The 26921-nt window shown below is 72.4% G+C and carries 22 protein-coding genes, 1 pseudogene and 1 riboswitch; of the genes and pseudogenes, 7 read left to right on the top strand and 16 right to left on the bottom strand.

All coding sequences use genetic code 11. The features are described from left to right. Positions 1–9: 9 nt before the first annotated feature. The 6 genes from ACIQJT_RS03655 to ACIQJT_RS03630 form a co-directional block, all read right to left on the bottom strand. Positions 10–705 carry a L,D-transpeptidase family protein gene (locus ACIQJT_RS03655; RefSeq protein ID WP_053849951.1) on the bottom strand — a complete coding sequence of 232 codons (696 nt, stop codon included), beginning with the start codon at positions 703–705 and terminating at the stop codon, positions 10–12. 104 nt (positions 706–809) lie between these two features. Further along, positions 810–1613 (bottom strand): SDR family NAD(P)-dependent oxidoreductase, encoded by an 804-nt coding sequence (locus ACIQJT_RS03650; RefSeq protein WP_402639518.1) that lies wholly within the window; start codon positions 1611–1613, stop codon positions 810–812. Between the two features lie 339 nt (positions 1614–1952). Beyond that, the gene (locus tag ACIQJT_RS03645) at positions 1953–2867 is read right to left on the bottom strand and encodes an SDR family oxidoreductase (RefSeq protein WP_365459090.1); all 915 of its coding nucleotides are present in this window, start codon (positions 2865–2867) and stop codon (positions 1953–1955) included. Positions 2868–2964: 97 nt separating this feature from the next. After that, entirely contained in the window at positions 2965–3339 is a 375-nt protein-coding gene (locus ACIQJT_RS03640; RefSeq protein WP_365459093.1) for a DUF4180 domain-containing protein, read from the bottom strand. Continuing rightward, the gene (locus ACIQJT_RS03635; RefSeq protein ID WP_402639515.1) at positions 3329–3958 is read right to left on the bottom strand and encodes an MBL fold metallo-hydrolase; all 630 of its coding nucleotides are present in this window, start codon (positions 3956–3958) and stop codon (positions 3329–3331) included. The genes ACIQJT_RS03640 and ACIQJT_RS03635 overlap by 11 nt, the downstream gene beginning before the upstream one ends. Continuing rightward, entirely contained in the window at positions 3958–5043 is a 1086-nt protein-coding gene (locus tag ACIQJT_RS03630; protein WP_402639513.1) for an S-(hydroxymethyl)mycothiol dehydrogenase, read from the bottom strand. The genes ACIQJT_RS03635 and ACIQJT_RS03630 overlap by 1 nt, the downstream gene beginning before the upstream one ends. Before the next feature lie 283 nt (positions 5044–5326). Here ACIQJT_RS03630 and ACIQJT_RS03625 point away from each other — a divergent pair, with 283 nt between their 5' ends. Further along, positions 5327–7081 (top strand): ABC transporter ATP-binding protein, encoded by a 1755-nt coding sequence (locus tag ACIQJT_RS03625; protein WP_402639511.1) that lies wholly within the window; start codon positions 5327–5329, stop codon positions 7079–7081. A 108-nt stretch (positions 7082–7189) separates the two neighbouring features. Here the strand turns inward: ACIQJT_RS03625 and ACIQJT_RS03620 are convergent, their stop codons facing one another. Beyond that, positions 7190–7480 carry a hypothetical protein gene (locus ACIQJT_RS03620; protein WP_053849959.1) on the bottom strand — a complete coding sequence of 97 codons (291 nt, stop codon included), beginning with the start codon at positions 7478–7480 and terminating at the stop codon, positions 7190–7192. A 173-nt stretch (positions 7481–7653) separates the two neighbouring features. Here ACIQJT_RS03620 and ACIQJT_RS03615 point away from each other — a divergent pair, with 173 nt between their 5' ends. The 3 genes from ACIQJT_RS03615 (at position 7654) to ACIQJT_RS03605 (ending at position 10539) form a co-directional block, all read left to right on the top strand. Beyond that, positions 7654–8019, top strand: coding sequence for a nuclear transport factor 2 family protein (locus ACIQJT_RS03615; protein WP_053849960.1), 366 nt, complete (start codon positions 7654–7656; stop codon positions 8017–8019). Positions 8020–8269: 250 nt separating this feature from the next. Next, positions 8270–8352: riboswitch (ZMP/ZTP riboswitch) on the top strand. A 22-nt stretch (positions 8353–8374) separates the two neighbouring features. Then, entirely contained in the window at positions 8375–9238 is an 864-nt protein-coding gene (locus ACIQJT_RS03610; RefSeq protein WP_402639509.1) for a bifunctional 5,10-methylenetetrahydrofolate dehydrogenase/5,10-methenyltetrahydrofolate cyclohydrolase, read from the top strand. A gap of 77 nt (positions 9239–9315) precedes the next feature. Then, the gene (locus ACIQJT_RS03605) at positions 9316–10539 is read left to right on the top strand and encodes a glycosyltransferase (protein ID WP_402640073.1); all 1224 of its coding nucleotides are present in this window, start codon (positions 9316–9318) and stop codon (positions 10537–10539) included. A gap of 242 nt (positions 10540–10781) precedes the next feature. On the opposite strand, the gene ACIQJT_RS03600 is transcribed toward ACIQJT_RS03605, so the two are convergent. Beyond that, positions 10782–11444: a TetR/AcrR family transcriptional regulator gene (locus tag ACIQJT_RS03600; protein WP_402639507.1), complete on the bottom strand. Its 663-nt coding sequence runs from the start codon at positions 11442–11444 to the stop codon at positions 10782–10784. Positions 11445–11628: 184 nt separating this feature from the next. Between ACIQJT_RS03600 and ACIQJT_RS03595 the strand changes: the two genes are divergently transcribed. Further along, on the top strand, positions 11629–12873 hold the full coding sequence (locus ACIQJT_RS03595; protein ID WP_402639505.1) for a YncE family protein: 1245 nt from the start codon (positions 11629–11631) through the stop codon (positions 12871–12873). Positions 12874–12967: 94 nt separating this feature from the next. Here ACIQJT_RS03595 and ACIQJT_RS03590 read toward each other — a convergent pair whose 3' ends face one another. Both ACIQJT_RS03590 and ACIQJT_RS03585 read right to left on the bottom strand, forming a co-directional pair. Next, the gene (locus ACIQJT_RS03590; protein WP_402639503.1) at positions 12968–14827 is read right to left on the bottom strand and encodes a cellulase family glycosylhydrolase; all 1860 of its coding nucleotides are present in this window, start codon (positions 14825–14827) and stop codon (positions 12968–12970) included. A 77-nt stretch (positions 14828–14904) separates the two neighbouring features. After that, entirely contained in the window at positions 14905–16869 is a 1965-nt protein-coding gene (locus ACIQJT_RS03585; RefSeq protein WP_402639501.1) for a GTP-binding protein, read from the bottom strand. A 499-nt stretch (positions 16870–17368) separates the two neighbouring features. On the opposite strand from ACIQJT_RS03585, the gene ACIQJT_RS03580 reads away from it, so the two are divergent. Then, positions 17369–18469: an XdhC family protein gene (locus ACIQJT_RS03580; RefSeq protein WP_402639499.1), complete on the top strand. Its 1101-nt coding sequence runs from the start codon at positions 17369–17371 to the stop codon at positions 18467–18469. A 624-nt stretch (positions 18470–19093) separates the two neighbouring features. Here the strand turns inward: ACIQJT_RS03580 and ACIQJT_RS03575 are convergent. Next, positions 19094–19606, bottom strand: a complete 513-nt coding sequence (locus ACIQJT_RS03575) for a metallophosphoesterase family protein (RefSeq protein ID WP_402639497.1) — start codon at positions 19604–19606, stop codon at positions 19094–19096. A 311-nt stretch (positions 19607–19917) separates the two neighbouring features. Between ACIQJT_RS03575 and ACIQJT_RS03570 the strand changes: the two genes are divergently transcribed. Continuing rightward, positions 19918–21861, top strand: coding sequence for a glycosyltransferase family 2 protein (locus tag ACIQJT_RS03570; RefSeq protein WP_402639495.1), 1944 nt, complete (start codon positions 19918–19920; stop codon positions 21859–21861). Positions 21862–21929: 68 nt separating this feature from the next. Here ACIQJT_RS03570 and ACIQJT_RS03565 read toward each other — a convergent pair whose 3' ends face one another. The 5 genes and pseudogenes from ACIQJT_RS03565 to ACIQJT_RS03545 form a co-directional block, all read right to left on the bottom strand. Continuing rightward, on the bottom strand, positions 21930–22733 hold the full coding sequence (locus ACIQJT_RS03565; protein WP_365459130.1) for a class I SAM-dependent methyltransferase: 804 nt from the start codon (positions 22731–22733) through the stop codon (positions 21930–21932). Positions 22734–23361: 628 nt separating this feature from the next. Continuing rightward, positions 23362–23526, bottom strand: a pseudogene (locus ACIQJT_RS03560) (sugar phosphate nucleotidyltransferase); the annotation flags it as partial. Between the two features lie 85 nt (positions 23527–23611). After that, positions 23612–23788 carry a hypothetical protein gene (locus tag ACIQJT_RS03555; protein WP_365459133.1) on the bottom strand — a complete coding sequence of 59 codons (177 nt, stop codon included), beginning with the start codon at positions 23786–23788 and terminating at the stop codon, positions 23612–23614. 154 nt (positions 23789–23942) lie between these two features. Further along, positions 23943–24362, bottom strand: coding sequence for a CBS domain-containing protein (locus tag ACIQJT_RS03550; RefSeq protein ID WP_402639492.1), 420 nt, complete (start codon positions 24360–24362; stop codon positions 23943–23945). Positions 24363–24408: 46 nt separating this feature from the next. Next, positions 24409–26850 carry a SpoIIE family protein phosphatase gene (locus tag ACIQJT_RS03545; protein ID WP_402640072.1) on the bottom strand — a complete coding sequence of 814 codons (2442 nt, stop codon included), beginning with the start codon at positions 26848–26850 and terminating at the stop codon, positions 24409–24411. Positions 26851–26921: the final 71 nt, after the last annotated feature.

The raw sequence follows: 26921 nt of genomic DNA, 5'->3' as shown, positions 1-26921 counted from the left end.
CCTGGTGTCTCAGGTGCCCGGCTTGCGGCCGTACACGAAGACGTCGTCGCCCTTCTTCAGGAGCGACCAGTACTTCTTGGCGTCCTTGGGCGTCATGTTGGTGCAGCCGTGCGAGCCGGGCGGGTTCCACATGCTGAGGTTCACCGAGTGGAAGGCCTGGCCGCCGTCGAAGAACTGGCTGTAGGGCATCGGCACGTGGTAGATCGACGAGACGTGGTCGATGTCACGCCAGTAGATCTTCTTCAGGCCGGTGCGGGTCTCGTAGCCGTCGCGGCCGGTGCGGACCGGGACGGGGCCGTAGACGAGCCGGTCGCCGTCCTGGATCCAGCTCAGCTGGAGGGTGAGGTTCACACAGGCGATGCGGCCCTTGTTCGTCGGGCACTTGCCGTCCCGGTTGGGGTTCGAGCCGACGGCCTTCTGCTTGTTCATCAGGTCCATCACGCCCCAGGTGACGGATCCCGCGTAGCCGATGTTCGGGCTGATGCCGTGCTTGGTCTGGAAGGCCTTGATCGCCTTGCAGTCGGCGGTGGACTGCCTGCCGTCGACCGGACGGCCGAGGAACTTCTCCACCTTCTTCTGGTACGGCCCCGCCTGCGTGGTGCAGCTCGCCGCCTGCGCGGGCGCGGCGCCCAGCGCGATGGTCAGCGGTGCGACGAGTCCGGTGATCCCGAGCGCGACGGCACCCCGTCTGCGTATGTCCCCCATGGTCCTGTCCCCTTCATAAGGTCCTGCGATCTCTACCAGCTAGACGGGTGTGCCTGCCCGATCGTTGTACCGCCAGGCCTGCTGGGACGGAACGGTGACAAAGCTCACGACACCGCGCCCCGGTCCGGATGGACCGCGGCGTGGAATCCGGTGTTGACCGCGGTGAGCCCGCCGTCGACGACCAGCGCGGTGCCCGTGATCCACGCCGCGTCGCGGGAGGCGAGGAAGGCGACCGCGGCGGCGATGTCCTCGGGTTCGCCGACCCGGCCGAGGGGATACAGCCGCCGCAGGTCGGCGAGCTCGCTCTCGCGCCCTTCCCAGGCGGAGGTGCGGACCGTGCCCGGGACGACCAGGTTGACCCGTACCCCGCGGGCGGCCGCGTGCCCGGCGAGCGTACGGGTCAGGGAACCGAGGCCCGCCTTGGCGGCGCTGTAGGCGTGGTTGCCGAAGTCCTGGAGGCCGTTGACGGAGCCGATGGTGACGATCGCGCCGCGCCCCGAGGCGGCCAGGTGCGGCAGCGCGGCCCGCGAGCAGCGGTACGGCCCGCTCAGCGTGACGTCCAGGTCACGGGCCCAGTCCTCGTCGGAGTCGTCCTCGAAGAGCGGGGTCTCCGGGGTGCACCGGGCGGCGCAGTTGACCAGGACGTCCAGGGAGCCGAACGCCGCCACGGTGTGGGCGACCGCCGCCTCCACCGCCGCGCGGTCGGCCACGTCGCACTCCACCGCCCGTGCGGTGAGGCCCTGCTCCCGCAGGTGTGCCGCCGTCTCCTCGGCCACCTGCCCGTCGCGGTCGGCCAGCACGACCCGCGCCCCCTCCTCGGCCAGCCTGCGGGCGGCTGCCGCGCCGATCCCGCGGGCGGCGCCCGTGACCAGAGCCGCGTGTCCCTCGAAGCGCTTGGTGTGGGTCATGCGCCGAAGATAGCCGCTCGGTGATCAACGGGGCAGATGCCGTGCGTCCATGTCCGCGTTCCGCAGCAACTCCCCGCGTTCATGGGCGTCGTGATCAGCGCGCGCGGTTGTAACTCGCGTACGCGCGGACGCTGAAGAAGTCGGTCACGCCGGCCAGGGACCCGGCCGGGGAGGCGCTGCTTCTGCGCGCCCTGAAGCGCGATCCGGCGGCATGGCGGGCACTGCTGGAGCGGCATCGCAACGGGCGGGACGGCTACCACGCGGCAGTACGCGACGACCTGGCGCTGCCACCGGACCTCGCGGTGCGGTGGCAGCCGCCTCCCCTGCGGCCCGACTGACCTAACGGTAACCGGACACGTCCGCCGGCTTTCCCGCGTCCTGGACCTCGACCAGATAGCGCCAGGCGTCGGGGCGGCTGCCGTCGAGGTCCGTGAAGTCGTACGTCCGGGCGACCGAGCCGCTGTCGAGGGACTGTCCGTTCCAGCGGGCCACGTCGGGGTCGGCGGCGAGCGCGGCGACGGCGCGTCCCACGTAGCGCGGGGTCTCCGAGATGGCGAAGTGAGGGACGCGGTCGAGGGCGTCGCGCCAGTTGTCCTCCCGGACGCCGAAGTGGTCGAGCATCATCTCCGAGCGCAGCCAGCCGGGGGTGAGCGCGACGGCGGTCGCGCCGCGCGGGCCCAGCTCGTGGCCGAGGGCGAAGGCCATGCGGACGACGGCCGTCTTGGCGAGGTCGTAGAAGAAGGACACGCGGTAGTTCTCGCGGTTGTAGGCGTCGGTTCCGTCGGTCATCTCGACGACCAGGCCGCCGGGCCTGCGCAGCAGCAGCGGCAGGGCGTGGTGGCTGGTGATCGCGTGGGTGTCGATCGCGAGCCTGAGCAGCCGCAGGCCCTTGTCGAGGTCGTGCTCCCACACCGGGCTGTCCCACGCGAAGAGGTGTTCGCCGCCCCAGATGTCGTTGACGAGGACGTCGAGGCGGTCCTGCTCGTCGGCGATGCGGTCGACGAGCGTGCGGACCTGGGCGGGGTCCAGGTGGTCGGTGGGTACGGCGATCCCGTGGCCGCCGGCCGCGGTGACGAGGTCGGCGGTGTCCTCGATGGTCTCGGGGCGGTCGTAGTCGGAGCGGTGGGCGCGGGTGCTGCGTCCGGTGACGTAGACGGTGGCGCCCGCCGCCCCGAGCTCCACGGCGATTCCGCGTCCGGCTCCGCGTGTGGCCCCGGCGACCAGTGCGACCTTGCCCTGCAGCGGCTGTGACATGTGTCCGACCTCCCGTTGTGCGCGATGTGGGTTCGAGCATGGCCGGGAAGCCGGACAACCTCTGTCGGGATTTACAAACGGGTGCTGTGCAGGGGGGTCATCCGGCCGTACGCAGTCGGTCGTCCAGGGTGTCCAGATCCGGCAGGAACCAGATGTGGCCGCCCTGGTTCGTCTCGTGGACGAAGTCCCTCAGGGCTGTGCTCTCGTCGAGGTGGCGGCTGACGTCACCGACGACCGCCAGACGCACCTGGTAGGTCACGAACTTCTGCATCACCGCGCCCGCGACACCCGACCGCAGCCGGAAGAACTCCTCGGGGACCCGGGTGACCGGTACGGCGACCACCTGGGCGTCGCGGCCCATCGCGTCGCCGATCAGGTCGAGGGCGGCCCGCTCGCCGTCCAGCGGCGGTCCGTCGGGGGCGCAGTGCAGGACGTTCACGCCGCCGCGGTGCACGACGTCGTCAGTGGCCACGGTCGATCCATTCCTGGAGGTGGGGGGCCTCGGCGCCGATGGTGGTGGGGTCGCCGTGGCCGGTGAGGACCTTCGTCTCGGGCGGCAGGGCCAGCAGGCGGTCGCGGATCGAGTCGATGATCGTCGGGAAGTGGGAGAAGGACCGTCCGGTGGCGCCCGGGCCGCCCTGGAAGAGGGTGTCGCCGGTGAAGACGGTGCCGAGGGCCGGGTCGTAGAGGCAGACCGCCCCGGGCGCGTGGCCGGGGGTGTGCAGCACCTGGAGGTCGGCGCCCGCGGCCTCGATGACCTGGCCGTCGCGCAGATGGGCGTCGGGGTCGCGGTCGGGATGGGTCTGCTTCCACAGGGGCAGGTCGTCGGGGTGCAGCCAGATGGTGGCGCCGGTGCGCTCGGCGAGGGCGGGTGCGGCGTCGATGTGGTCGTTGTGGGCGTGGGTGCAGACGATCGCGGTCAGCCTGCGGTCCCCGACGGCCTCGAGGATGGCGTCGGCGTCGTGGGCGGCGTCGATGACGACGGCCTCGTGGTCGTCGCCGACGATCCAGACGTTGTTGTCGACGTCCCAGGTGCCGCCGTCGAGGCTGAACTGCCCCGAGGTGACGAGGCGTTCGATGCGGGCGGACATCAGAGCACCACCACCGAGCGCAGGACGTCGCCGTGGTGCATGCGCTCGAAGGCCTTCTCCACCTCGTCGAGCTGGATGGTCTCGGTCACGAACGACCCCAGGTCCAGGCGGCCTTGCAGGTGCAGGTCGATCAGCATCGGGAAGTCACGGCTCGGCAGGCAGTCGCCGTACCAGGACGACTTGAGCGAACCACCGCGCCCGAAGACGTCCAGGAGCGGCAGCTCCAGCTTCATCTCGGGCGTCGGCACGCCGACGAGGACGACCGTGCCGGCGAGGTCGCGGGCGTAGAAGGCCTGCCGGTACGTCTCGGGGCGGCCGACCGCCTCGATGACGACGTCGGCGCCGAAGCCGCCGGTCAGTTCACGGATCGCCTCGACCGGGTCCGTGTCCTTGGAGTTGACGGTATGGGTCGCGCCCATCGTGCGGGCCTTCTCCAGCTTCCGGTCGTCGATGTCCACGGCGATGATCTTCGCCGCGCCCGCGAGGTTCGAGCCCGCGATCGCCGCGTCACCGACGCCTCCGCAGCCGATGACGGCGACGGTGTCGCCCCGGCCGACGTTGCCCGTGTTGATCGCGGCGCCGATGCCGGCCATCACGCCACAGCCCAGCAGTCCCGCGACCGCGGCCGAGACCGAGGGGTCGACCTTGGTGCACTGTCCGGCGGCGACCAGCGTCTTCTCGGCGAAGGCGCCGATGCCCAGGGCGGGCGAGAGCTCGGTGCCGTCACCGAGGGTCATCTTCTGCTTCGCGTTGTGGGTGTTGAAGCAGTACCAGGGCCGCCCGCGCAGACAGGCCCTGCAATTGCCGCACACGGCACGCCAGTTGAGGATCACGAAGTCGCCGGGCGCGACGTCGGTCACCCCCTCGCCGACCGACTCCACGACACCGGCGGCCTCGTGACCGAGGAGGAACGGGAAGTCGTCGTTGATCCCGCCCTGCTTGTAGTGCAGGTCGGTGTGGCAGACCCCGCAGGCCTGCACCTGGACGACGGCCTCCCCGGGTCCCGGATCCGGCACCACGATCGTCTCCACCCGCACCGGCTCGTCCTTGCCGGGTGCGATCACTCCGCGTACCTCCTGCGCCATGGCCTGACCCCTTCCGTCGCCCGGTGCACGTCCCTCCGACCCTACGCGTGACTGATCAGTAACGGCACCGGTTCCCGCGCGGAGGGGTACCCCCGGGGAGTACGCCGTGCCATGGGGCCGCCGGACGAGCCCGGGGTCCTGCCGGCACACGAAGGCGATGATCGCGCAGCCGGGCCGGTCGAGGGCCGCCGTCGCGGTCACGGCGCCCGAGCCGCCGGGCTCTGTGTCGGAGCGCGGACGTAGCCTGAGGGCTCCGCACGCCCGCGAGGTCCGAAGGAGCGCCGTGAGCAGCACCGAGACGCAGACCGGGCCGCCGACCTGGCGGCTGCTCCTCGGATACGTACGGCCGCACCGCTGGGCCCTGGCGGCGGGTGCCGTGCTCTCGCTCCTGACGGGGGCGACCGGTCTGCTGCTGCCGCTGGTGGCCCGGGAGTTGATCGACGACCTGTCCCACGACCGCACGATCACCGGTGCGTTGGTCGTCATGTCGGGTCTCGTGATCGCCAACGCGGCGGTGGGGGCGCTGGGTTCGTACGTGCTGCGGCGCACCGCGGAGTCGGTGGTGCTGGGGGCGCGGCGCGCGCTGTCGTCGTACCTGCTGCGGTTGCGCGTCACGGCCGTGGACCGCACCGAGCCCGGGGATCTGATGGCCCGGATCACCTCGGACACCACCCTGCTGCGCGAGGTCACCACCGACTCGCTCGTGGGCCTCGGGACAGGCGGGCTCACGCTGGTGGCGACCGTGGCGATGATGGGCCTGGTGGATCCGGTGCTGCTGGGCGTCACGCTGGCGGTGATCCTGGCCGCGGGCACGGTCCTCGGGGTGATCGTGCCGCGCATCAACCGGGCCAGCCGGCAGGCCCAGGACGCCGTCGGCGTGATGGGGGCCGCACTGGAACGCATCCTCGGCGCGCTGCGCACGGTGAAGGCGTCCGGCGCCGAGCACCGGGAGGAGCGGACACTGCACGCGGCGGCCGAGGAGTCCTGGCGGCAGAGTGTGCGGGCCGCCAAGTGGTCGGCGGCGGCCGGCAATACAGCGGGGCTCGCCATGCAGATCGCGTTCATCACGGTGCTCGCGGTGGGCGGCGCGCGGGTCGCCACGGGGGCCATCGACGTCGGCACGCTGGTCGCGTTCCTGCTGTACGTGTTCTATCTGATGTCGCCGATCCAGCAGGTCGTGGGGGCGGTCACGCAGTACCAGACCGGGGCCGCGGCGCTCGCCCGTGTCCAGGAGGCGCTGCGGCTGCCCGCCGAACCGGTCGCGCCGCCCGCGCCGTTGCCCGCGGACGGGGCCGCGCCGGCCTCCGTCTCCTTCACGGACGTGCGGTTCCGTTACGCCGAGGATCTGCCGTACGTCCATCACGGGGTGACGTTCGATGTGCCCGCGCGCGGGATGACGGCGTTCGTCGGGCCGTCGGGAGCGGGGAAGACGACGGTGTTCTCGCTGATCGAGCGGTTCTACGATCCCGACGCCGGGGTGGTGACGCTGGACGGGCGGGACCTCGCCGAGTGGGACCTGCCGCAACTGCGGTCAGCGATCGGGTACGTGGAGCAGGACGCGCCCGTGCTGTCCGGGTCGCTGCGGGAGAACCTGCTGCTCGGGAACCCTGAGGCGGACGAGGATGCGGTGGCGCGCGTGCTCGGCACGACCCGGCTGGACGGCCTGGTGGCCCGGCTGCCCGGCGGGCTGGAGACGTTGGTCGGGCATCGGGGGACCAAGCTGTCCGGCGGGGAGCGGCAGCGGGTGGCGATCGCCCGGGCGCTGCTGCGGCGGCCCCGGCTGTTGCTGCTGGACGAGGCCACCTCTCAGTTGGACGCGGTGAACGAGGCGGCCCTGCGGGACACGGTGGCGGAGGTGGCGCGCACGACCACGGTGCTGGTCGTCGCGCACCGGCTGTCCACGGTGACGATGGCGGACCGGATCGTGGTCATGGACGCGGGGCGCGTCCGCGCGGTGGGGACGCATCGGGAACTGGTCGACGGGGACCCCCTGTACGCGGAACTCGCGGCGACCCAGTTCCTCGCCACGGCCAGGTGAGCAGGCGGGCGGATCCCGGCGGGCAGGGGCGGCTGGAGGGGCCGGGGGGCGGACATGCGTCGAGGGCCGCCCGGCGATCCGGGTGGCCCTCGGTGTTCGTCGCGAAGGTCAGTGGACGGCCGGCACCAGCCCGGTGACGGGGGCGACGAGGCCGGTGACCTGGCCGAGCTGGTTCAGGTCGTTGACCCGGTTGAGTCCGGCGAGCTGCCGGGAGACCGGCGGGATCTCGTCCCGGTGCTCCGCGGGGATGTCGCTCGACGCGAGCGAGTCGAGCACGGCGATCGGGTTGAGCCCGGCGTCCGAGGCGGCCGCGTCGGCCGCGTTCGCGAGGGGGGCGGTGAGGCCGGTGACGCCGACGGCGAGACCGACGGCGGCAACGATACGTCGAGTTGAGATCATGTTGTCAGCAACGCCGCCGGACCCCTGCCGGACACGGCCGGCCGAAGCTCCTCACCCGTCAGGCGGAGCGCCCGGTCTGCGCTTGCCGTGGCCGCCGGGACGGAGGAGTCTCGAAGAAACAGGCCCTGCGCGGCCCGTTGCTCGTCGGGTCGCGGCCCTCGAAGGAGGTCACCATGGGCACCGCGGCAAGCTCCGGCTTCACCAGCGAAACCCTCCGCAGCGGCATCGAAGGAAACTCAGCGGCGAATCTTCTGTCGCTCTACGCGGACGACGCCGAGATACGCGTCGTGGACCGCAACAGCCAGCCCAGCCACCCCAAGGTGGTGCACGGCAGGGACGAGATCGGCGCGATGCTCGACGACGTCTACAGCCGTGACATGACGCACAAGCTGGAACAGTGCGTCGTCGACGGCGATCACGTCGCCTTCAGCGAGTCCTGCCTGTACTCCGACGGGGTACGCGTCCTCTCCGAGTCGATGCTGACGCTCCGGGACGGCAAGATCGTCGAACAGACCATGATCCAGGCCTGGGACGAGTAACGGGAGGGCACCGAGGGACCGGATCACACCCCGGCCGACGACCACCCGGCCGGCCGACCACCACCCGCCAGACCCGGCCCCTTCCGACGCGGCCCGGCGAGGACCTGGCCCGGGAGATCGCCCGCCGGATCGAGGCGATCGGCGCCGAGCACGTCCTCGCCCGGGCGGTGGGCCTCCTGACCGGGCCCGGTCCGACGGCACCGCCGCGGGAGTGCGGGTCCCGGCCGTCGTACCGCGTCCGTTAATGTCATGTCCGGACCGTGACTGGCGCTGAGGTGGAGCACCACCGGGGAGCGGTCCGCACACTCGATGCCGTGCGCCTGGGCGATTCCTTCGATCGGCTCAGGAGTGGATCATGTCCCAGGCACGGCTCATGTCGGGCACCGCGCTCGCCCGGCGCATCGTCGAGGAGACCGCGAAGCGAGCGGCCGACGTCACCTCGCGCACCGGAAAGGCGCCCTGTCTCGCCACGGTCGTGGTCGGCGCGGACCCCGCCTCCGTCACCTACGTCCGGATGAAGCGCAACCGCTGCCGCGCGGCCGGTATCGATTCGCGGCACGTGGAGCTGCCGGCAACCACCACCACCGAGGAACTGGTCGGCACGCTGCGCGCCCTCTCGGACGACCCCGGCGTGCACGGCATCCTGCTCCAGCACCCGATGGGCCCGCACATCGACGAGCGGGCCGCGTTCGAGGCGATCGCCCCGGAGAAGGACGTCGACGGGGTCACCTTCGCCTCCTTCGCGACGATGAGCTTCGGCCTGCCGGGGTTCGTGTCGTGCACCCCCGGCGGGATCATGCGACTCCTCGACGAGTACGGCGTCGATCCGGCCGGCAAGCGGGCCGTGGTCGTGGGCCGCAGCGCGATCCTCGGCAAGCCGGCCGGGATGCTGCTGCTCGCCCGGGACGCCACGGTGACCTACTGCCACTCCCGTACGGCGGACCTGTCGGCGGCCGTACGGGAGGCGGACATCGTGGTCGCCGCGGTGGGCCGGCCCCGGCTGATCCGCGGCCAGGACATCAAGCCCGGCGCGGTCGTCGTCGACGCCGGTTACAACGCGGGCAACGTCGGTGACGTCGACTTCGACTCCGCGGTGGAGCGGGCCTCGCTGATCACACCGGTGCCGGGCGGGGTCGGTCCGATGACCATCGCCACGCTGCTGGAACAGACGGTCCGGGCAGCGGAGACGGCCGCACGGCAGAGCACCACGGGCGGGTGAACCGGCCGATGCGAAGGGGTCGTTCGCGCCGGGCGGTGCGGTCCGGCGCCATACTGTCGGGCGTGCGAGTAGCGATCATGACAGCGGGTTCCCGGGGTGACGTGGCCCCCTTCACCGGGCTGGGACACGCTCTGGCGCGGGCCGGGCACCAGGTCACGCTGGTCACCCACGGCCGCTTCGGACCGCTCGCCGCGCAGGCAGGCATCGGCTTCCACGCCCTGCCCGTCGACCCCCGCGCCGAGCTGGAGTCCTCGCGCGGGCGAGCCCTGCATCGCAGCACGACCGGCGTGGGCAAGCTGGTGCGGGTGGTCTCCATGGCACGGGAACTGGCCGTGGAGATGGTCGACGACCTGGTGGCCGCCGCCCGGGCGAGCGACGCGCTGCTCCTGTCCGGCTCGGTGGCACCACTCGGTCACGCCGTCGCCGAGGGCCTGCGGCTGCCGAGTCTCGGCCTCAATCTCCAGCCCCTCGCCCCCACCCGGGAGTTCGCGCCGCCCATGCCGGCCACCGGCTCCTGGGGCCGCCTGGGCAACCGGGTCGCCGGGCTGGGCCTGAACCTGGCCGTGGAACAGGTCTTCGCGGCGGCCCTCCCCCCGCTCCGGGCCCGTCTCGGCCTGCCCCGCACGAGCGCCGCCGCGGCACTGCGCACCCGTGAACGACGGGGCTGGCCGGTCCTGCACGGCTTCAGCCCACAGGTGGTGGCCCGGCCCCGCGACTGGCGGGCCGGACTCGACGTGACGGGCTACTGGTGGCCGTACGACGGCGGCGCGCCGCTCCCCGACGACCTGCTGCGGTTCCTCGAGGCAGGCCCGCCGCCGGTGTTCGTGGGCCTGGGCAGCGCGACCGTGCCCGACCCCGCGCGGGTCAGCTCCGAGGTCGTGCGGGCGTTGCGCCGGGCCGGTCTGCGCGGAGTGGTCCAGCGCGGCTGGGCGGGCCTGTCGGTGACGGGCGACGACATGCTGACCGTCGACGAGGTGCCGCACTCCGCGCTCTTCCCTCGGACGGCGGCGGTGGTCCACCACGCGGGCGCGGGCACGACCGCGGCGGGCCTGCGCGCCGGGGTGCCGGCGGTACCGGTGCCGGTCCAGTTCGACGAGAGCTTCTGGGCGGCGCGGCTGGTGGCGCTGGGCGTGGCTCCGCATGCCCTGCCGCTGCGGCACCTCAGCGCCGACACGCTGGAGGCGGCCCTGCTCCGGGTCACGCGCGAGGCGGAGTTCCGGGAGCGGGCGCGGGAGCTCGGGGCGCGCATCCGTGCGGAGGACGGTGTGACGCCGGTGCTGGAGGCGGTGGACAGGCTCTGACGCGCCGGTCCGCCGCGCCGGGTCGCTGGTCCGAGCGTCCCGGGCGCCGCCCCGAGGTGGACGACCTGCCCTGGGGCACCCCGAAGGGCTGCCGGTCTCAGCAGAACTCCCCGTCGTAGTCGTCCTCGACGACCACCGCCCCAGGGCGTGCCCGGCCGGCCGGCGCCCGCGGCCGCGAGGGGCGCCGGGTCACGCCGGTCGGGTACCGATGGGCGGGCGGGACGACGGCCGCGCCGGCCCGCTCACTCCGCGCCCGGGTCCCACCCGGGCGGCCGCAGGATTCCCAGCAGCTGGCGGACCAGTTCCTCCACCACCTCGTCCAGGGTCGCGTCCACCCACCCGGCGTTCCAGTCGTGCAGCAGGCCGTTGACACTGCCGATGAACCCGGTCGCCGCGAGCCGGTAGTCCCGTCGGACCGCCTCTCCCCGCGCCACGGCCCGGTTCGCCTCGGCGCAGACCAGGTCGACCCAGTGCGCCCGGCGGGCCAGCCGCTGTTCCTCCAGCCGCGCGCTGACGCCGATGATCTCCACGAACGTGATCCGGACCCGGCGGGGATCGGACGTGACGTTCGCCGCGTACGCGCGGAAGATCGCGGCCGCGCGCTCGGCGAGCGGCAGGTGGTCCGCGTCGGCCACCGCCGCCACCACGGCCGCCGTCGCCCAGTCGTTGACCTCCAGGTGCAGCGCGGCCAGGACGTCCTCGAGGGTGCGGAACTCCTCGTAGAACTGGCGGGTGGAGAGGCCCGCGGCCTCGCTGAGGGCCGCGACGGTGGTGGCGCGGTAACCGGGCGCGTCCCCGAAGAGCTGGAGCGCCGCGTCCAGGAAACGGCGGCGCCGCTCGGCCTGCCGCTCCGCGGCCGTCTTGCCGCCGTAGCGACCGGTCGGGGCCGTGAGCCTGCCCGTCACCGAACCTCCCACCCGGGCCGGAGCGTCCGGCCTCCCGTATGAGCGCCAATTTTGTCGTGTACGCAGTCTTGTGGAGAAGGACCCCCCTTCCTTACTTTGCAGTAAGTTGACTGTGAAAGCACGCGTCTTCAGTTTCGCCGTCTTGGCATGCCCCCGTCATGAGCCGCCCAGAGGGAGACCTGTCATGCCTGTTCTCAAGCCCCGGCATCTGTGTGCCATGGCCGCCGCCGTCGTCCTGACCGTCACCGCCCCCGCGACCGTCGCCTCCGCCGCGGACACCGCCGCCCTGCGCGAGGTGCTGTTCGTGGGCAACAACTGGGACGGCACCGCCGACGTCATCAAGTCCTCCGGCGACCTGACGAAGGTCGGCCGGATCAACGTCGTCCCCGACAAGGACGCGCGGATGGCGGAGATCAACGCCGACCCCATCAAGTGGATCTACTTCATGGCCATCCGCAACAGCGTCGGCGAGGGACACGACCAGTTCGTCGACGACATGTACTCCACGCCGGACGGCCGGTCCGTCGTCGTCTCCAGGCCGAGCTTCGCGGACGTGGTGTCGATCGACCTGGCCACCGGGAAGATCAACTGGCGCTTCAAGGTCTCGGGTTACCGCGCGGACCACATGGCGGTCTCCCCCGACGGCACCCGGGTCGCGGTCTCCGCCTCCACCGCGAACACGGTCCACGTGCTGAACATCGGCACCGGTCAGCAGCTCGGCTCGTTCGCCACCGGGGACAAGCCCCACGAGAACATCTTCAGCAGGGACGGCAAGTACATCTGGAACATGGCGATCGGTGACGTGAACACCGACTCCGACGCGCCCTGGCTGGACTGGACGAAGGGCGACCGGCACATCACGGTGGTGGACGCGACGACCTACAAGCAGGTCAAGACCATCGACATGAGGGACAGGCTGAACGCGATCGGCCTCAAGGACTACTCCGACGCCGTCCGTCCCGCCGTGTTCTCGCCGGACGAGTCCAAGCTCTACTTCCAGGTGTCGTTCTTCAACGGCTTCTTCGAGTACGACATCGCCACAGACAAGATCACCCGCACCAAGACCCTGCCGAAGAACCCGGCGACCAGCGACGACCGCACCACCATGGTCAACGACTCGCGCCACCACGGCCTTTCGATGAGCCCTGACGGCAGCAAGCTGTGTGTCGCGGGCACGATGGACGACTACGCGACCGTCGTGAACCGCGCCACCCTCCAGGAGGGTCCGCTCGTCACCGCCTCGAAGCCGTACTGGGCGACCGTCAGCGGCGACGGCAAGAGCTGTGTGGTGTCCGAGAGCGGCGCCGACCAGGTCACCGCGATCGACTTCGCGACCGGGCAGAAGACGGCGTCCGTGCCGGTGGGAGACCATCCGCAGCGGGTGCGGCTGGGTCACGTCGCCGCGGACTGGACCAGCCCCTCCTCGTAGGCCGCGGGGATCCGGGAGTCCGAGGCCGGGTACCGCCCCCGCGGGGAGGCGGTACCCGGCTTCCCGGTGCCGGCACCGGGAGGGCCGCTCCCGGTCAGCCGAACTTCTGGGCCGCCCAGGCCGCCAGTTCGGTCCTGGCCGCGTTCAGCGCGGTCGTGGAGGGTGAGCTCGCCCCGTTGGTCACCAGCGCGTAGTGCAGGACGCCGGAGTCCGAGTCGGTGAGCAGCAGTCGGCGGCTGCCGGTGCCGCCGGGTTCCGGGGTCGCGCCGACCGGGGTCGACGAGGTGTAGGCGGGCGGACCGGAAACCGTGCCCACGTCGGAGACCACCGTGGTCGCCGCGGTCGGGAAGGATGCGGGCAGGTGGAGTTCGGTGGGCGCCGAGCCGTCGGCCGAGCGCCACACGAGCACGGCGTACTGGCCGGATCCGACCAGGGACGAGACCTTGGGCAGGGTGCTCGGCACCGGGTTCCAGGTCAGGGTCGTGGTGCCGTCGCGCGAGCGGTCCTCGTAGGTGAAGGCGACCGTTGTGCCCGAGGTGGCGCCGGGGTAGACCCGGTCGAGGAGCCGGGCGTCCTGGCGGAGCACCGCCGTGCCGGAGCCGTCGAGCCGCACGGCAGACAGGTCCTCGTCGTTCCAGGCGTCGCCCGAGGTCTTCACCTTGTCGGGGTTGTCGTTCATCAGCTCGTGGTGGCGCCCGTTGTAGATGTCCCACTGCCACTGGCTGCCGGAGAGGACGGGCCCCGAACCGGCGGGCGCCGACCACCAGTCGGCGCCCTTCACCCGGGAGTCGAGGGCCTGGTACATGGCCTTGAGGACGGTCGGCGCCTTGCCGGCGGTCGAGCCGTTCAGCGGATGCCCGAACTCGCTGACCACGGCCGTCGTCCCGGCCGCCGCCGCGCGGTCGCGGACCGTGCCGAAGTCGCCGACGTACTGGCCGTCGGAGGCGTTGCCCCACATCAGGATGCCGGAGATGGCCTTCTGGTCGTAGAAGTGGGTGTTGAGGACGTACCGGGAGCCGAGGGTGCCGGCGTCGAGGAGGCCGCCCTCCTCCTTGCTGACGTTGCCGTTCCAGAACAGGTTGGGCTCGACCAGGGCGGGCTTGTCCGTCCAGCCCGCCGCGTCCATCCGGGCCCGGAACCTCACGTAGAAGGGCCACAGCAGGTCGCGTTCCCAGGTGCGGCTGTTCTGCCCGGAGTCGTAGGCGCCGGCGTAGGGCTCGTTGTAGGGGTCGAAGCCGACGACACCGGCGAACTCCCCGGCGGAGAGGTGGTCCTTGAGGTACGCCATGGTCTTCTGGGCGGTGGCCAGGAAGGAGTCCTGGAGGCCGTACCGGTTGTGCCAGAAGTCGTACTGGGCCGCCTTCACCGCGCCGTTCTGGGTGATGTTCTGGCCCCACAGCAGGCAGATGCCGCAGGACTCGGCGGGGTAGCCGCCCAGCGCCACGGCCCACGCGGGGGCTCCGTCACCGGTGTACCAGCTGCCCCGGTCGAACAGCCAGCGGGAGTACAGGTCCTGGTGGAAGTCGGGGTAGACCCGGATGCCCGCGTCGAGAAAGGCCCGCAGCTGGGCGGTGGCGTTCGCGAGGTAGGCGGTGTCGACCTGGCCCCTCACCGGCTCCGCGTAGGCCCAGGAGAGCAGGAAGCGCACGGAGTTGCCGCCGCCGAGGGCTCTGAGCGCGGTGGCCGACTTCCTGGCGTCGGCGACGGAGGCGAAGGGCAGGCCCTTGTTCTCGGCGAGTTTCGTCTCGCCGGAGACGTTGTAGCCACGCAGCACGACCTCGCGGCCGTTGCCGTCGACGAACCGTCCGTTCTGGACGGTGAGGGGGGTGTCGTCGAACGGGAGGGAGTCGGTGAGGGCGTCGGCGGGGGCGGGCCGGACACCCGCGACCGTCAGGAATCCGCAGAGGACAACCAGAACAACGAGCAGACGTGCGCGTTTATTCGGCATGTCCATTACAGTCCGGCCATTTCGGTACAACGTCAACACCATCTGACTGATGAGTAAGTTTCACTTTCGTCGTATCCGCTGCCTCACCCGCCGACTCGACGCGTCACGTTCAACAGGTACTCCTTCCGGTCGAGGGGATTGTGATCACTGCGTGGGCGCCGTGGGACGGTTCCGTGCGAGACCGGCGCGTAGTGGTCGAAGCCGCTCTCCAACTCCCCCTCACCGCGCGTCAGTCCGGGCAGCCGCTGTTCGAGGCCGTGCACCTGGGCGGCCGGTACCGCGCCCTCCAGCACGCAGCGGTCGCCCTGGGTCCGCGTCGTCCGCGGTACGGCCCGCAGCGCGGCCAGCACCGGCAGCAGGGCGCCGAGGGTGTCGGCCGGGGCCTCGACGCGGAACCGGTGCATCGGCTCGTGGACCCGGGTGCCCGCCCGGCGCAGCGCCTCGACGAGGACGAGCGGGGTCAGGCCCCGGAAGTCGGCTCCGGTGCTGGACATGCTCTTGTCGAAGCCCTGGTGGGCATGGCTCTGCCGGGGGCAGTAGCCGCAGTGGGTCAGGGTGACCGTGCAGTCGGTGACCTGCCAGCCGGCGAGGCCCTGCCCGAGTGTCTCGCGCACGGTGTCCTCGACGGCCTTGAAGAAGGCGTACGGCATGGCCCCGAGCTCCACCTCCAGCCGGAAGGCCACGCCGGAGCCGACCGGTGCCGGGTCGACTCGCAGGCCCACGGTGGCGAGGAACGGATTGCCGTCCTTCTTGACGAACTCGGCGGCCTCGCCCGTCCCGGCCGGGCGCTCGATGCACAGGGGCGTGGTCTCGCGGAAGGTGACGTCGAGGCCGAACTCCTCGGCGAGCGTGGCCTGGACGACCTCCTTCTGGACCTCGCCGTAGAGCGAGACGGAGGTCTCCTGGCGGACCTCGTCGTGGCGCAGGCCGATCAGCGGGTCCTGCTCCGCGAGCCGGGTGAGGGCGAGGTGGAGGGACCGGGCGTCGGTGCCCGGACCCGGCACGACGACCGTTTCGAGGGAGGGCGGGGCGAAGAAGTGGCCGTGGGCCTCGCGTGGTTCGCCGAGTGCGTCGCCGACGCGGATGTCGGTGAGACCCCGGATCCTGGCGATCCGGCCCGCCGGGACCGACTCCCGACGGACCTCGGTACCGCCGTCGAAGACGCTGATCGCGGTGATGCGGCCCTCCGTGCGCGCCGCACCGAACGGCACCTTGTCGCGGACGCCGAGCGTGCCGGAGAACAGGCGGGCGTACGCGACCTTCTCCCCCGCCGGGCCCCGCTCGATCTTGAACACCGTGCCGGAGACGGGCCCTTGCGGGTCACCGCCGGCGGCGGGCAGCAACTCCCGGATGCCGGTGATCAGTTCGGGCACGCCCGCGCCCGTGGCCGCCGACCCGAAGTACACCGGGTGCACCAGGGCCCGCCGGGTCTGGGCGGCCAGTGCCCCGCGCAGCAGCTCTTCGTCGACCCGCCCCTCGACCCAGGCCGACAGCAGGTCGTCGTCATGGTCGGCGAGGACGTCGTAGGCACCGATGCCAGGGAGGAACCGGGCCTCGCGCGTGCCGGACCGGGCCACCGTCCCCATCGGCACGATCGCCGGGGTGAGCCGCTCGGCGAGGGCCCGCAGGACACCGTCGTACCGGGCTCCGCGCCGGTCGATCTTGTTGACGAAGACGAGGGTGGGGATGCGCAGCCGCTGGAGGGTCCGCATCAGGACCCGGGTCTGCGCCTGGACGCCCTCTACTGCCGAGACGACGAGCACGGCGCCGTCGAGCACGCCGAGGACCCGCTCCACCTCGGCGATGAAGTCCGGGTGGCCGGGGGTGTCGATGAGGTTGACGGTCAGGTCGTCCACCGCGAAGGAGACGACGGCCGACTTGATGGTGATCCCGCGCCGGCGCTCCAGCGCGAGGGTGTCGGTCTGCGTACTGCCGGCGTCGACGCTGCCGATCTCGTCGATCACCCCGACCGAGTGCAGCAGCCGCTCGGTCAGGCTGGTCTTACCGGCGTCGACATGGGCGAGGATCCCGAGGTTGAGCAGGTGCACGAAGCGTCATGTCCTTCGAGGAGACGGAGATTCCTTCCGGGGTGGACATGGACGCAGTGCGCATGACGGCTCCTGGATCGTGCGACGGCAAGGACATCCGAAGTGCAGCAGGTGTGCCCCTTCGACGGCAACGGATTAACGCTCAACCGGTCGCGCCCTCGCCCCCGTCCCCGTCCCTGGAGCGGTCCCGTCCGTGATCCTGGGAGGGCAGAACCCGCACCCTGGGCCGCCGGGGCGGCGGGGCACGGCGCGCGGGGCGGTCGTGGTGGTGCTGCCGGGCGGCCGGGAGCGTGGCGGTCCGGAGCTGATCGCGGCCCGGATGCGACGCTTGCACCGGCGGCACACCGGGCGATCCGGGCCGATCCGCTCAGGGCACGCCCCGGTCACGCGCCCCTGGCCACCGTGACGGCGGCCGCGATGGTGAGCGCGGACGCGTTCGCCCAGGGGCACAGCCCGGCCGCGCTGGAGCGTCCGGCGGCGATGGTGAAAGGGGCCGACGATGCGTGACATCCTCCCGGTGCTGAACGACTGGTACACGGCGGGGCTGCCGTTCGGGCTGGCCACGGTCGTATCGACGAGCCGCAGTGCGCCCCGTGATCCGGGCGCGGCCATGGCGGTCGGGCCGGACGACGAGGTCGTCGGCAGTGTGTCCGGCGGCTGCGTCGAAGGGGCCGTCTTCGAGCTGGCGCAGGAGGTCGTGGCGAGCGGCGAGGCCCGGCTGGAGACCTTCGGGTACAGCGACGAGGACGCCTTCGCGGTCGGGCTCACCTGCGGCGGCGAGATCACCGTTCTGGTACGGCCCGTGACGGCCGCCCTCGATCCCGCGTTCGCCGGCGTCGCCGAGTCGGTCGCCGCGGGCCGCCCGGTGACCCTGGCGACGGTGACCGACGGCCCCGCGCCCCGTGGCGCCACGCTCTCCGTGTGGCCGGACCGGGTCGCGGGCACCCTCGGCAGCACCGGACTGGACGTGGCGGTCACCGCCGACGCACGCGGTGAACTCGCCCTGGGTGCGACGGGGTTGAGGCACTACGGCCCGCACGGGGAGCGGCGCGAGGACGCGGTCGGCGTCTTCCTGCACTCCTTCGCCCCGCCGCCCCGCATGCTGGTCTTCGGCGCGATCGACTACGCGGCCGCCGTCGCCCGGATCGGCGCCTTCCTCGGCTACCGGGTCACCGTGTGCGACGCCCGCCCGGTCTTCGCCACGCCCAAGCGCTTCCCGGACGGGGTGGAGGTCGTCGTGGACTGGCCGCACCGCTACCTCGCCGGCACCGCCACCGACGAGCGCACCGTGATCTGCGTCCTGACCCACGACCCGAAGTTCGACGTGCCTCTGCTGGAGGAGGCACTGCGCCGGCCCGCGGCGTACATCGGGGTGATGGGCAGCCGGCGTACCCACGACGACCGGATGACGCGGCTCGCCGCATCGGGGCTGACCGGGGCCGCGCTGTCCCGGCTGCGCTCCCCCATCGGTCTCGACCTCGGGGCCCGTACGCCGGAGGAGGTCGCCGTGTCGGTGGCCGCCGAGATCGTCGCGCTGCGCTGGGGCGGCAGCGGTGCCCCGCTGACGGCGACGGCGGGGGCGATCCATCCCCCTTCGTGAAGCCGGCCTGGCGGAGGTCACGGAACCGCACCACGACCACCGTGCCCGTCCCGGTCGACGACACCTGGCGGGCACGGTACGCCCGTGTCGGTGCGGACGGATATGGCCGTGGCGGGTCGGCCGACGCAGTCAGGCCGGGTAGCCGAGGTCCAGCCGCTCGACCGGCCGCGCACGATCGGCGTACCGGTCACCAAACGTGCGGTTGCCGCCGTCGTGGGCGTCGCGCCCACGCAGGTGTGACGGCGGCTGCGAAAAAGGTGAGGCGCGGAGTGTGAGGCGCGCGCCGAGGGGTACGCGGCGACGTACGGGAGGGGGCGTCCGAGCCCTCACCCCGCCTCCGATCGGGAAGGGGGTCCGTGAAAGCGCACACTCGTAGCGTCCGGGCCGTTCCCCTGTACTCGGAGCGGCCCGGATCTCATGACCGCCGGTGGGTCGGCCGCACAGCGCCCGGCAGCAGGTTCAGCGCCGGCGCTGCGGCGTCCGCGTAGCAGCAGGACGTCACCCACGTCCTGGACCGTCCGCGCGCCCCCGAGCATCCCGCCGTCCTGGGCGAGACCGCAGGTCAGGGAGCCGACACCGTTGGCACCCGGCACTGACCCGCGGACGCCCGAGCGCCCCAGGGTCTCAGGAAGAAGCGGTGCGGGGCGGCAGGCGGTGCAGCTGTACGTCCGTGAGGCGGCCGTCGGACACGGTGGCGGTCATGTACGTGCAGTGGGGCTGGCGGCGGCGGTCGGTCGGTGAGCCGGGGTTGAGCAGCCGCAGTCCGCCGGGGGCGGTGGTGTCCCAGGGGATGTGGCTGTGGCCGAAGACCAGCACGTCGGCGTCGGGGTAGCGGGCGGCGCAGCGGGCCTCGCGCCCCTGGGCGGCACCGGTCTCGTGGACGACGGCGAAGCGCAGGCCGCCCAGTTCGACGTACGCCACCTCGGGCAGCCGGGCGCGCAGCTCGGGCCCGTCGTTGTTGCCGTAGACCCCGACGAGCCGGGCGCTGCGGCTCTCCAGCAGGTCGAGCGTGGCGGTGTCGACCCAGTCGCCGGCGTGGAACACCACGTCGGCGTGCGGGAGTTCGGCGAGCAGCGGGGCCGGGAGCTGCTTGGCGCGCTTGGGAAGGTGGGTGTCGGACATCAGCAGCAGGCGCACGGGGTCACCCTAGAGGGATTCGAGGCCGGCGCCCGACACCTGAGGCGTGTATCTGTGCCGGCCTCGAAGTTCGTGTCGAAGTCGAGGAACCGGCGAGGCCCTTCGGACATCTTCACTGACGCGGTACGACGATCGTGGCGTCGGCCGTCACCGGCGTCGCTGCCGCGGCCCGCCGCACTTCGCGCCGTCGGCGGGGTGCCGCCGGGCAAAGCAGCCTGCTGCCGCGGCACTTGTCCGTCGGCGTTAACATCGGCCCACAACGCGTCAATCCGTGACGCAAGCCACAAGTCACCCAAGGAGTCCGGACACCGATGCCGGTCAAGGTCAGCGTCGTCATCCCCGTCTACAACCCGGGGAACTACATCGAGGACTGCATCGCCTCGCTGCGCAGGCAGTCCCTGCCCCCGGACGAGTTCGAGGCGATCTTCGTCGACGACGGATCGACCGACGACACGCCGGCCCGGCTCGACGCGCTGGCCGCCGAGGTCGAGAACATCACGGTCATCCACCAGGAGGCCTCGGGCTGGTCGGGCAAGCCCCGCAACGTCGGGATCGAGGCATCCCGGGGCGAGTTCGTCATGTTCGTCGACAACGACGACTACCTCGGCGACGAGGCCCTGGAGCGGATGTACGACTACGCGGTCGCCAACGGTGCCGACGTGGTCGTGGGCAAGATGGCCGGCAAGGGCCGCGGTGTCCCGGTGGAGCTGTTCCGCCGCAACCACCCCCGCGCCACCGTCGACAACGCCCCGCTGATCGACAGCCTGACCCCGCACAAGATGTTCCGGCGGGCCTTCCTCGACCGCATCGGCCTGCGCTTCCCCGAGGGCAGGCGCCGGCTGGAGGACCACGTCTTCGTCACCGAGGCGTATCTGCGCGCGGACAACGTCTCCGTGCTCAGCGACTACGTCTGCTACTACCACCTCAAGCGCGACGATGCCTCCAACGCGGGCTTCCAGCGCTTCGACCCGGTGGGCTACTTCGCGAACCTGCGCGAGGCGCTCGACGTCGTCGAGAAGTACACCGAACCGGGGCCCACCCGCGACCGGTTGTTCCGCCGCTGGCTGCGCAACGAGATGGTCGAGCGGATGCGCGGCAGGCGGCTGCTCGCCGCGCCCGAGGACTACCGCAGGGAGCTCTTCACCGAGATCCGCGGCGTGGTCGTGGAACGTTTCGGCCCCGGTGTCGCGGCCGGCCTCCAGCCCACCCAGCAGGTCGTCGCCGCGCTGATCGCCGACGGCCGGCTCGACGACCTGGTCGCGTTCGCCGAGTGGGAGTCCTCCGTGGCCTCCCGGGTCGAGCCGGACGGCGTCGAGTGGGACGGGGGTGTGCTGCGGGTCGGCCTGTCCGCGGAGCTCGCCTCCGGCGGTACGCCGATGACGTTCCCCGCCGAGGGCAGCGCCGCCCCGATCACCGAGCCGCCGGCCTCCGTCGAGGAGGCCGTGGACCGGGTCGGCGCCCACAGCGTGGCCGGCTTCAAGCGCGCCACGGTCGAACTGCTGCTGACGGAACGCGCCAGCTCCGCCCAGTACTTCCAGCCCGTGGAGTTCACCCGCGAGACCGTCCCGGCCGAGGACGGCCGGGTGCGGCTGGTGCTGCGGGGCACGGCGGCCCTGGATCCGGCCACCGCCGCCGACGGCGGCCCGCTGGAGGCCGGGCTGTGGGACGTGTTCGTCCGCGTCAAGCTCGGCGGCTGGACCAAGCAGTCCCGGCTGGGCCCGGTCTCCCTGAAGGGGCACACGGCCGCGGACGCCGGTGTGGCGGGCGGCCGGGTCGTGCTGCCGTACTGGACCGCGAAGCAGGGCACCCTCGCCCTGGACGTCGACACGGCCGGCGAGCGCCTGCGGCTCGGGCGGGTCACGCCCGGGGAGGTCACGGTCACCGGTGACCGCGTCGAGGTGCCGGTGCCGTTCCACGTGCCCGGCGACACACCGGTGCTGCTCGAACTCACCCGGTCCGGGGCCGCGCCCGCCAAGGTGCCCGGCACGCTGCGTCCCCAGGGCTCCGCGGCCCTCCTGGAGGCGGTGCTGCCGGTCGGCGAGCTGGCCGGGGCGGCCTGGCGGGTCGCGCTGAGCCCGGCGCCCGACGCCGAGGAGCCCCGCTTCCATCCGCTGCCGTTCGCGCTGCGGGTGACGGGGGGCAGGGTCGAGGTCGTGGCCGTACGCCCGCCGCGGCCCGCCGGGCAGCCCCTGGTCCGCAGGGCGAGGCGGCTGGCCGGGAAGCTGGTCCGCCGGCTGAGGGCGCGCGGCAGGTAGGAACGGCGGGAAAAACAGATCCGGGGAGGACGCGATCGCGTCCTCCCCGGCGGCGCACGGCGCTCGGCTCAGCCGGCGTCGCTGAGCTGCTTCAGGCTGGTGCGCAGGTGCTCCCAGCTGCGGTCGCGCTTGCTGCCCCGGTTGCGGGCGTTGACCAGCGCCTTCCAGAAGGGGGCCTCGATCAGCGTCTCCGGCTTGATCGCCACGGTCCGCTCCAGGACCGTCTCGGGCACCTTCTGCGGGTCGGGGACCACGTACTCCGCGATGATCTCGTCGTACTTGTCCTTGAGCACCGTGTTGGTCGGGTCCGCGCCGAAGACGACGAGCTGGCCGGTGGGCTCGGTGTCGACCAGGACCGTCACCAGGTCGGGCCGGTAGCGGTTCAGGACCTCGATGATCTTGTAGACGTCACCGGTCCACGCGTTGGTGTGGCGGTCGCGGGCCGCCTCGTCCACGTTGCGCGGCAGCATGTCGTCGAAGACGATCACGCTGGCCCAGTCCGAGTACTTCTCGACGTTGATGAAGTCGCGCAGCGCGTACTCGAACAGGTGCATGCCGTCGATGAAGGACAGGTCGAGCGTGACGTCCTTCCAGTAGCCGAACGGGCTGCGGTTGCGGACGATGTTGCGCAGCGGGTGGCGGCCGCCCTTGAGGTGCTGCAGCGGGTTCTCGCGCGCGAAGAAGTCGTCGCTGGTGGCCTTCGCCAGATGGACGTCGCAGCGGATCTCCGAGACCACCTTGAACGCCGGGTCGATCGCGATGCTCGGTACCCGGGAGAACGTCAGGCTGCGGCCGTCGTTGACGCCGATCTCCAGGTAGTTGCGGTTCGCGCTGGCTTTGTGGAGCCCCCGCAGGAACTCGTGACGTTTCACTGGGAAATCTCCTTGCGGATGTGTGGCAGTGCTTCGTGCAGGGCGGACCGCCGGTCCCGGTGCGAGGCCGGCGCGACCTCCGTCCACCGGTCGTGCCCTAGGGCGCTGTAGGCGGGGCGTGGTGCGGGCCCGTTGCAGGCCCCGCTGCTGGTGGGGCCGTCCCGGTCCGGGCCGGCCGAGGTGCCGGGACGTTCCCCGCACCGGTCCGTAGCGGCTGACCGCGCCGAAACCGGTTCCGTGGAACATACCTGCTGTGAGCTCCCCATGACAGGACTTCGCGCCGAGGAGCATGATCCTGGGGGAAAAGGCTCGCAAAGTGCGGAAAGACGGAGGGTGGCCCTCCGGGTTCGGGAAGCGGCACCGTGCTCGCCGGCGCGGGGGTGCTCGGCGACGGAGAGGAGGTGACCGGCGGCGGAGAGGCTCATGAGGGGACCCGCACCTCGCCGTGGCCCCCGCGGAGGGCGCGGGGCTCGCCGTGCAGGGGCCGGAGGGGGTGGATGATCTCCAACTCGCCCCGCCGGGGCGGTTCGACGGCCCGTACGGCGGCATGGTCCGTCGGCGTGCGCCGATGCGTGCGGATGAGCGGGAGGCCGTTTCCGGGCTGCTCGCTCGGGGCGCGTCCGGATCCGTCGCCGACGATCACGCCGACCGGGGTGATACCCGCGTCGGCCGGGGTTTCCGGGCCGTCCACCAGGACGGCCTTCCCGGCGACGGGCACCGGTCGTTCGGCCGAGGTGTGCGTGAGCCTGCGCAACCGGATACCGGCCCCGCCGGACAGCACGAGAGCCTTCATCTGCGTCACCATAGCCCGGATGCGGAGGAACCGGCCATGACCGGGGGGTGACTTGGGGGTGCTGCGGGTGTCGCGGGGCGGGCGCTCAGTCCTCGCCGCGGAAGATGTTGTCCTCCCCCGTGTGCGCCGTGGTGGGGCCGATCCGGTCCTCGACCGCGGGCAGACAGGTCCGCAGGTCGCCCTTGCCGTGCAGGCGGCGGGCCCTGGACCAGCCCGTCTCGGGTCGGCGCGCTGCGGGTTTCTCAACGGTGTGCGGTGTCACGGCGGTTCACCGTCCTTCCATGCTCCTTTCCGGGTCCCCCGGAGGGCGCGGGACAAACGGGCGGTACGCCCGTCAGCCCGCCGCCCCCGCACACACATTCGTCGAGGGTCGGGAGCACCGGGACTTGACGGCCGGCCGAACCGGCCCCGCCGGCTCAGGTGTTGGGCCGTGCCACGCTGATGTCGCCCAGGGCCGACTCGGGATCGCGTTCCATGGCCAGGTCGCCGAGGGCGACGATGCCGACGGGGTGGCCGTGGTCGACGACGGGGATCCGCCGCACCGCGTGCTCGCGCATGAGCTCGATCGCGTGGTCCAGGTCGTCCTCGGGGGTGACGGTCACCAGGTCGTCGCTGCACGCGCCGGCCACGGTGGTCTGTTCCGGGTCGCCGCCCGCGGCGAGGGACCGCACGACGAGGTCGCGGTCGGTGACCAGGCCGCGCAGTTCGTCGCCGTCGGTCACCAGGACGGCGCCGAGGTCCTGGTCCCGCATGATCCTGGCGACGGCCGTCACGGAGGTCTGCGGTTCCACGGTGACCGGGGCGCTGGTCATGATGTCGCTGACGTGCTGAGTCATGACGTACCTCTCTGCTGCGGGGATGGTCCGCTCCGGGTACCCCTCCTCAGGCGTCCAGTGCGATCTCGCTCCACACCTGTTTGCCGCCGCTGACCGGGACGCTGCCCCAGGCCGCCGACACCGCCTCGACGAGGAGGATGCCGCGGCCTCCGGTGGCCTCCCAGCCGATGCTGGTGGGTTTGGCGGGGGTACGGGGCGAGGCGTCGGCCACGGAGACCCGCAGTCGCCTGCCGATGAGGGTGAGGTCGAGGCGGACCTGGCCGCCGGTGTGCACGAGGGCGTTGGTGACGAGCTCGGAGACGACGAGCAGGGCGGTGTCCATGGCGTCCTCGGGGACACCCCAGGCGCGCAGGGTGCGCCGGGTGAAGCGGCGGGCGTGCCGGGCGGCCTCGGGGACCCGCCAGACGGTCCAGCTCTCCCGGAGCGGGTGGGTGGCCATGCCGTCGTAGCGCAGCAGGAGCAGGGCGACGTCGTCGCTGCGGCGGGCGCCGCCGAGCAGGACGTCCGCGACGAGTCCGAGGTGGGCGGGGTCGGCGGTGGCCACTCCGCGCGCGAAGCGGTCCATGCCCGTGTCGATGTCGGCCTCGGTGGACTCGACGAGACCGTCGGTGGTCAGCGCGACCAGGGTGCCGGGCAGCAGGCGCAGCGGGGTCATCGGGAAGTCGGCCTGCGCCACCACGCCGAGCGGGGGGCCGCCGTCGGACTCCGCGATCTCCGTGGTCCCGTCGGGGTGGCGCAGGACCGGCGGCAGGTGGCCGGCGCGGACGCACCAGGCGGTGCCCTCCTCCAGGTCGAGGTCCACGTAGGTGCAGGTGACGAAGAGGTCGGTCTCCAGGTCCATGAGGAGCCGGTTGGCGTGGGCGACGACCACGTCAGGGGGGTGGCCCTCGACGGCGTAGGCGCGCAGGGCGGTGCGCATCTGGCCCATGAGGGTCGCGGCGGCGGCGCTGTGGCCCTGGACGTCGCCGATGACCAGGGCGACACGGTTGTCGGGCAGCGGGATCACGTCGTACCAGTCGCCGCCCAGTTCCAGCCCCGCGGTGCTGGGCAGGTAGCGCGCCACGGCGACCGCGCCGGGCAGCCGGGGCAGGCGGCGGGGCAGGAGCTGGCGCTGGAGCATCCCGACGAGTTCGTGTTCGGCGTCCAGGGCGTGGGCGCGCATCAGGGCCTGCCCGGCGAGGCCGGCCGAGGCGGTGAGCAGGGCGCGTTCGTCGGGGTCGAAGTGGTGCGGGGTGTCCCAGCCGATGAGGCAGGCGCCGGCCATGCGGCCCGCGGCGGGCAGCGGCAGGACGGCGAGGCCGCCGGGGCCGACGTCGGCGAGGGCGGGTTCCAGGACGGTCCCGGCCGGCCAGATCTGGGCCCGGCCCTCCCGCAGGGCGGTGGCCAGGGTGGGCATGGCCCGTACGGGTGCCTCGGGCCACTCGCTGCGCCACTCCAGCCGCCACAGCTCGGGCCAGGCCTCCGGTGCGGGCGGGTCCAGGACGGTGACGACCAGCCGGTCGTTCTCCAGCTCGGCGAGGGCGATGCGGTCGGCCCTGAGCGGGGCGCGCAGGGCGGAGACGACGGCCTGGCTGACGTCGCGGACGGTGCCCGCCATGGCGAGGGCGGCCGCCAGGCGCTGGACGCGGGCCACGTCGGTGACGTCCGAGCGCAGGGTGGAGGCGTCGGCGACGGTGCCCACGAGCCGGGCGGGAAGACCCTCGGCGCCGGCCAGCATGCGGCCGCGCAGCCTGAGCCATCTGGGCGGGCCCGAGGGTTGCAGGACGCGGAACTCCAGCTCGCGGTCGCCGACGGTGTGGCCGGCCTCGAACAGGGACATCAGCGAGGGCAGGTCCTCGGGGACGGTCAGGCCGAGAAGGGTCTCGACCTTGCCGTCGAAGTCGGCCCGGCTCGTGCCGAACAGCTCCAGGATGCCGTCGCCGACCTCGACCCGGCCGGTGTCCATGGCGAGGCTGAACGCGTGGGAGCTCGGTTCGGTGCTCTCCGGGGCGGCCCGCGGGGCGGGGCAGACGATCGCGCCGGCGATCAGTTCGAGGCACTTGCGGTCGTCGTCGTCGAAGCCGTGCGGGTCCTCGCTGACGGCCACGAGACAGGCTCGGCCGTCGTCGCCGTGCGCGGGCAGCACGGCCAGGTGGAAGTCCCGCCGGGCCGCCCCGCCGGACCCGGTGCCGACGGCGGCGTCCTCGGGACCGAGGAAGAGGGGCCGGCCCGAGCGGTGCGCGTCGGCGGGCGGGGAGCCGCCGGAGCCCGGATAGCTGTCGCGCAGCCCGTACACCGTCCGGGGGACGCCGGCCGACTCGACGAGGCTCAGGTCCCCGTCCTCACCGGGTGTGTACACGGCGGCCAGGGTGGCCCCGGTGAAGACGAGGGCCTGTTCGAGGACGCGGCGCAGCCGTTCCGGCGAATCGGGGCTGTCCGTGAGCCGTGTCAGGGCATTTTCGGCACGCAGCGTTCTCGTTCTGCGTCCCGCAGCGCCCTCACTCACCACGTTCGCCATTAGAGCGCTAATACGGCACGTGCGCAGCCCCTGTGAGCGTTCCGGGGAGCGGGCGCCGCGGC

It is taken from the genome of Streptomyces sp. NPDC091972, from assembly GCF_044756385.1.
GTDB lineage: Bacteria > Actinomycetota > Actinomycetes > Streptomycetales > Streptomycetaceae > Streptomyces.
This window is presented reverse-complemented; position numbering and strand designations above follow the sequence as displayed.

Bases quoted from the DNA above. Each gene is read 5' to 3' on its own strand.
- ACIQJT_RS03655 (WP_053849951.1), bottom strand. From the start codon at position 705: ATGGGGGACATACGCAGACGGGGTGCCGTCGCGCTCGGGATCACCGGA.
- ACIQJT_RS03650 (WP_402639518.1), bottom strand. From the start codon at position 1,613: ATGACCCACACCAAGCGCTTCGAGGGACACGCGGCTCTGGTCACGGGC.
- ACIQJT_RS03645 (WP_365459090.1), bottom strand. From the start codon at position 2,867: ATGTCACAGCCGCTGCAGGGCAAGGTCGCACTGGTCGCCGGGGCCACA.
- ACIQJT_RS03635 (WP_402639515.1), bottom strand. From the start codon at position 3,958: ATGTCCGCCCGCATCGAACGCCTCGTCACCTCGGGGCAGTTCAGCCTC.
- ACIQJT_RS03630 (WP_402639513.1), bottom strand. From the start codon at position 5,043: ATGGCGCAGGAGGTACGCGGAGTGATCGCACCCGGCAAGGACGAGCCG.
- ACIQJT_RS03620 (WP_053849959.1), bottom strand. From the start codon at position 7,480: ATGATCTCAACTCGACGTATCGTTGCCGCCGTCGGTCTCGCCGTCGGC.
- ACIQJT_RS03615 (WP_053849960.1), top strand. From the start codon at position 7,654: ATGGGCACCGCGGCAAGCTCCGGCTTCACCAGCGAAACCCTCCGCAGC.
- ACIQJT_RS03610 (WP_402639509.1), top strand. From the start codon at position 8,375: ATGTCCCAGGCACGGCTCATGTCGGGCACCGCGCTCGCCCGGCGCATC.
- ACIQJT_RS03605 (WP_402640073.1), top strand. From the start codon at position 9,316: ATGACAGCGGGTTCCCGGGGTGACGTGGCCCCCTTCACCGGGCTGGGA.
- ACIQJT_RS03595 (WP_402639505.1), top strand. From the start codon at position 11,629: ATGCCTGTTCTCAAGCCCCGGCATCTGTGTGCCATGGCCGCCGCCGTC.
- ACIQJT_RS03590 (WP_402639503.1), bottom strand. From the start codon at position 14,827: ATGGACATGCCGAATAAACGCGCACGTCTGCTCGTTGTTCTGGTTGTC.
- ACIQJT_RS03580 (WP_402639499.1), top strand. From the start codon at position 17,369: ATGCGTGACATCCTCCCGGTGCTGAACGACTGGTACACGGCGGGGCTG.
- ACIQJT_RS03570 (WP_402639495.1), top strand. From the start codon at position 19,918: ATGCCGGTCAAGGTCAGCGTCGTCATCCCCGTCTACAACCCGGGGAAC.
- ACIQJT_RS03550 (WP_402639492.1), bottom strand. From the start codon at position 24,362: ATGACTCAGCACGTCAGCGACATCATGACCAGCGCCCCGGTCACCGTG.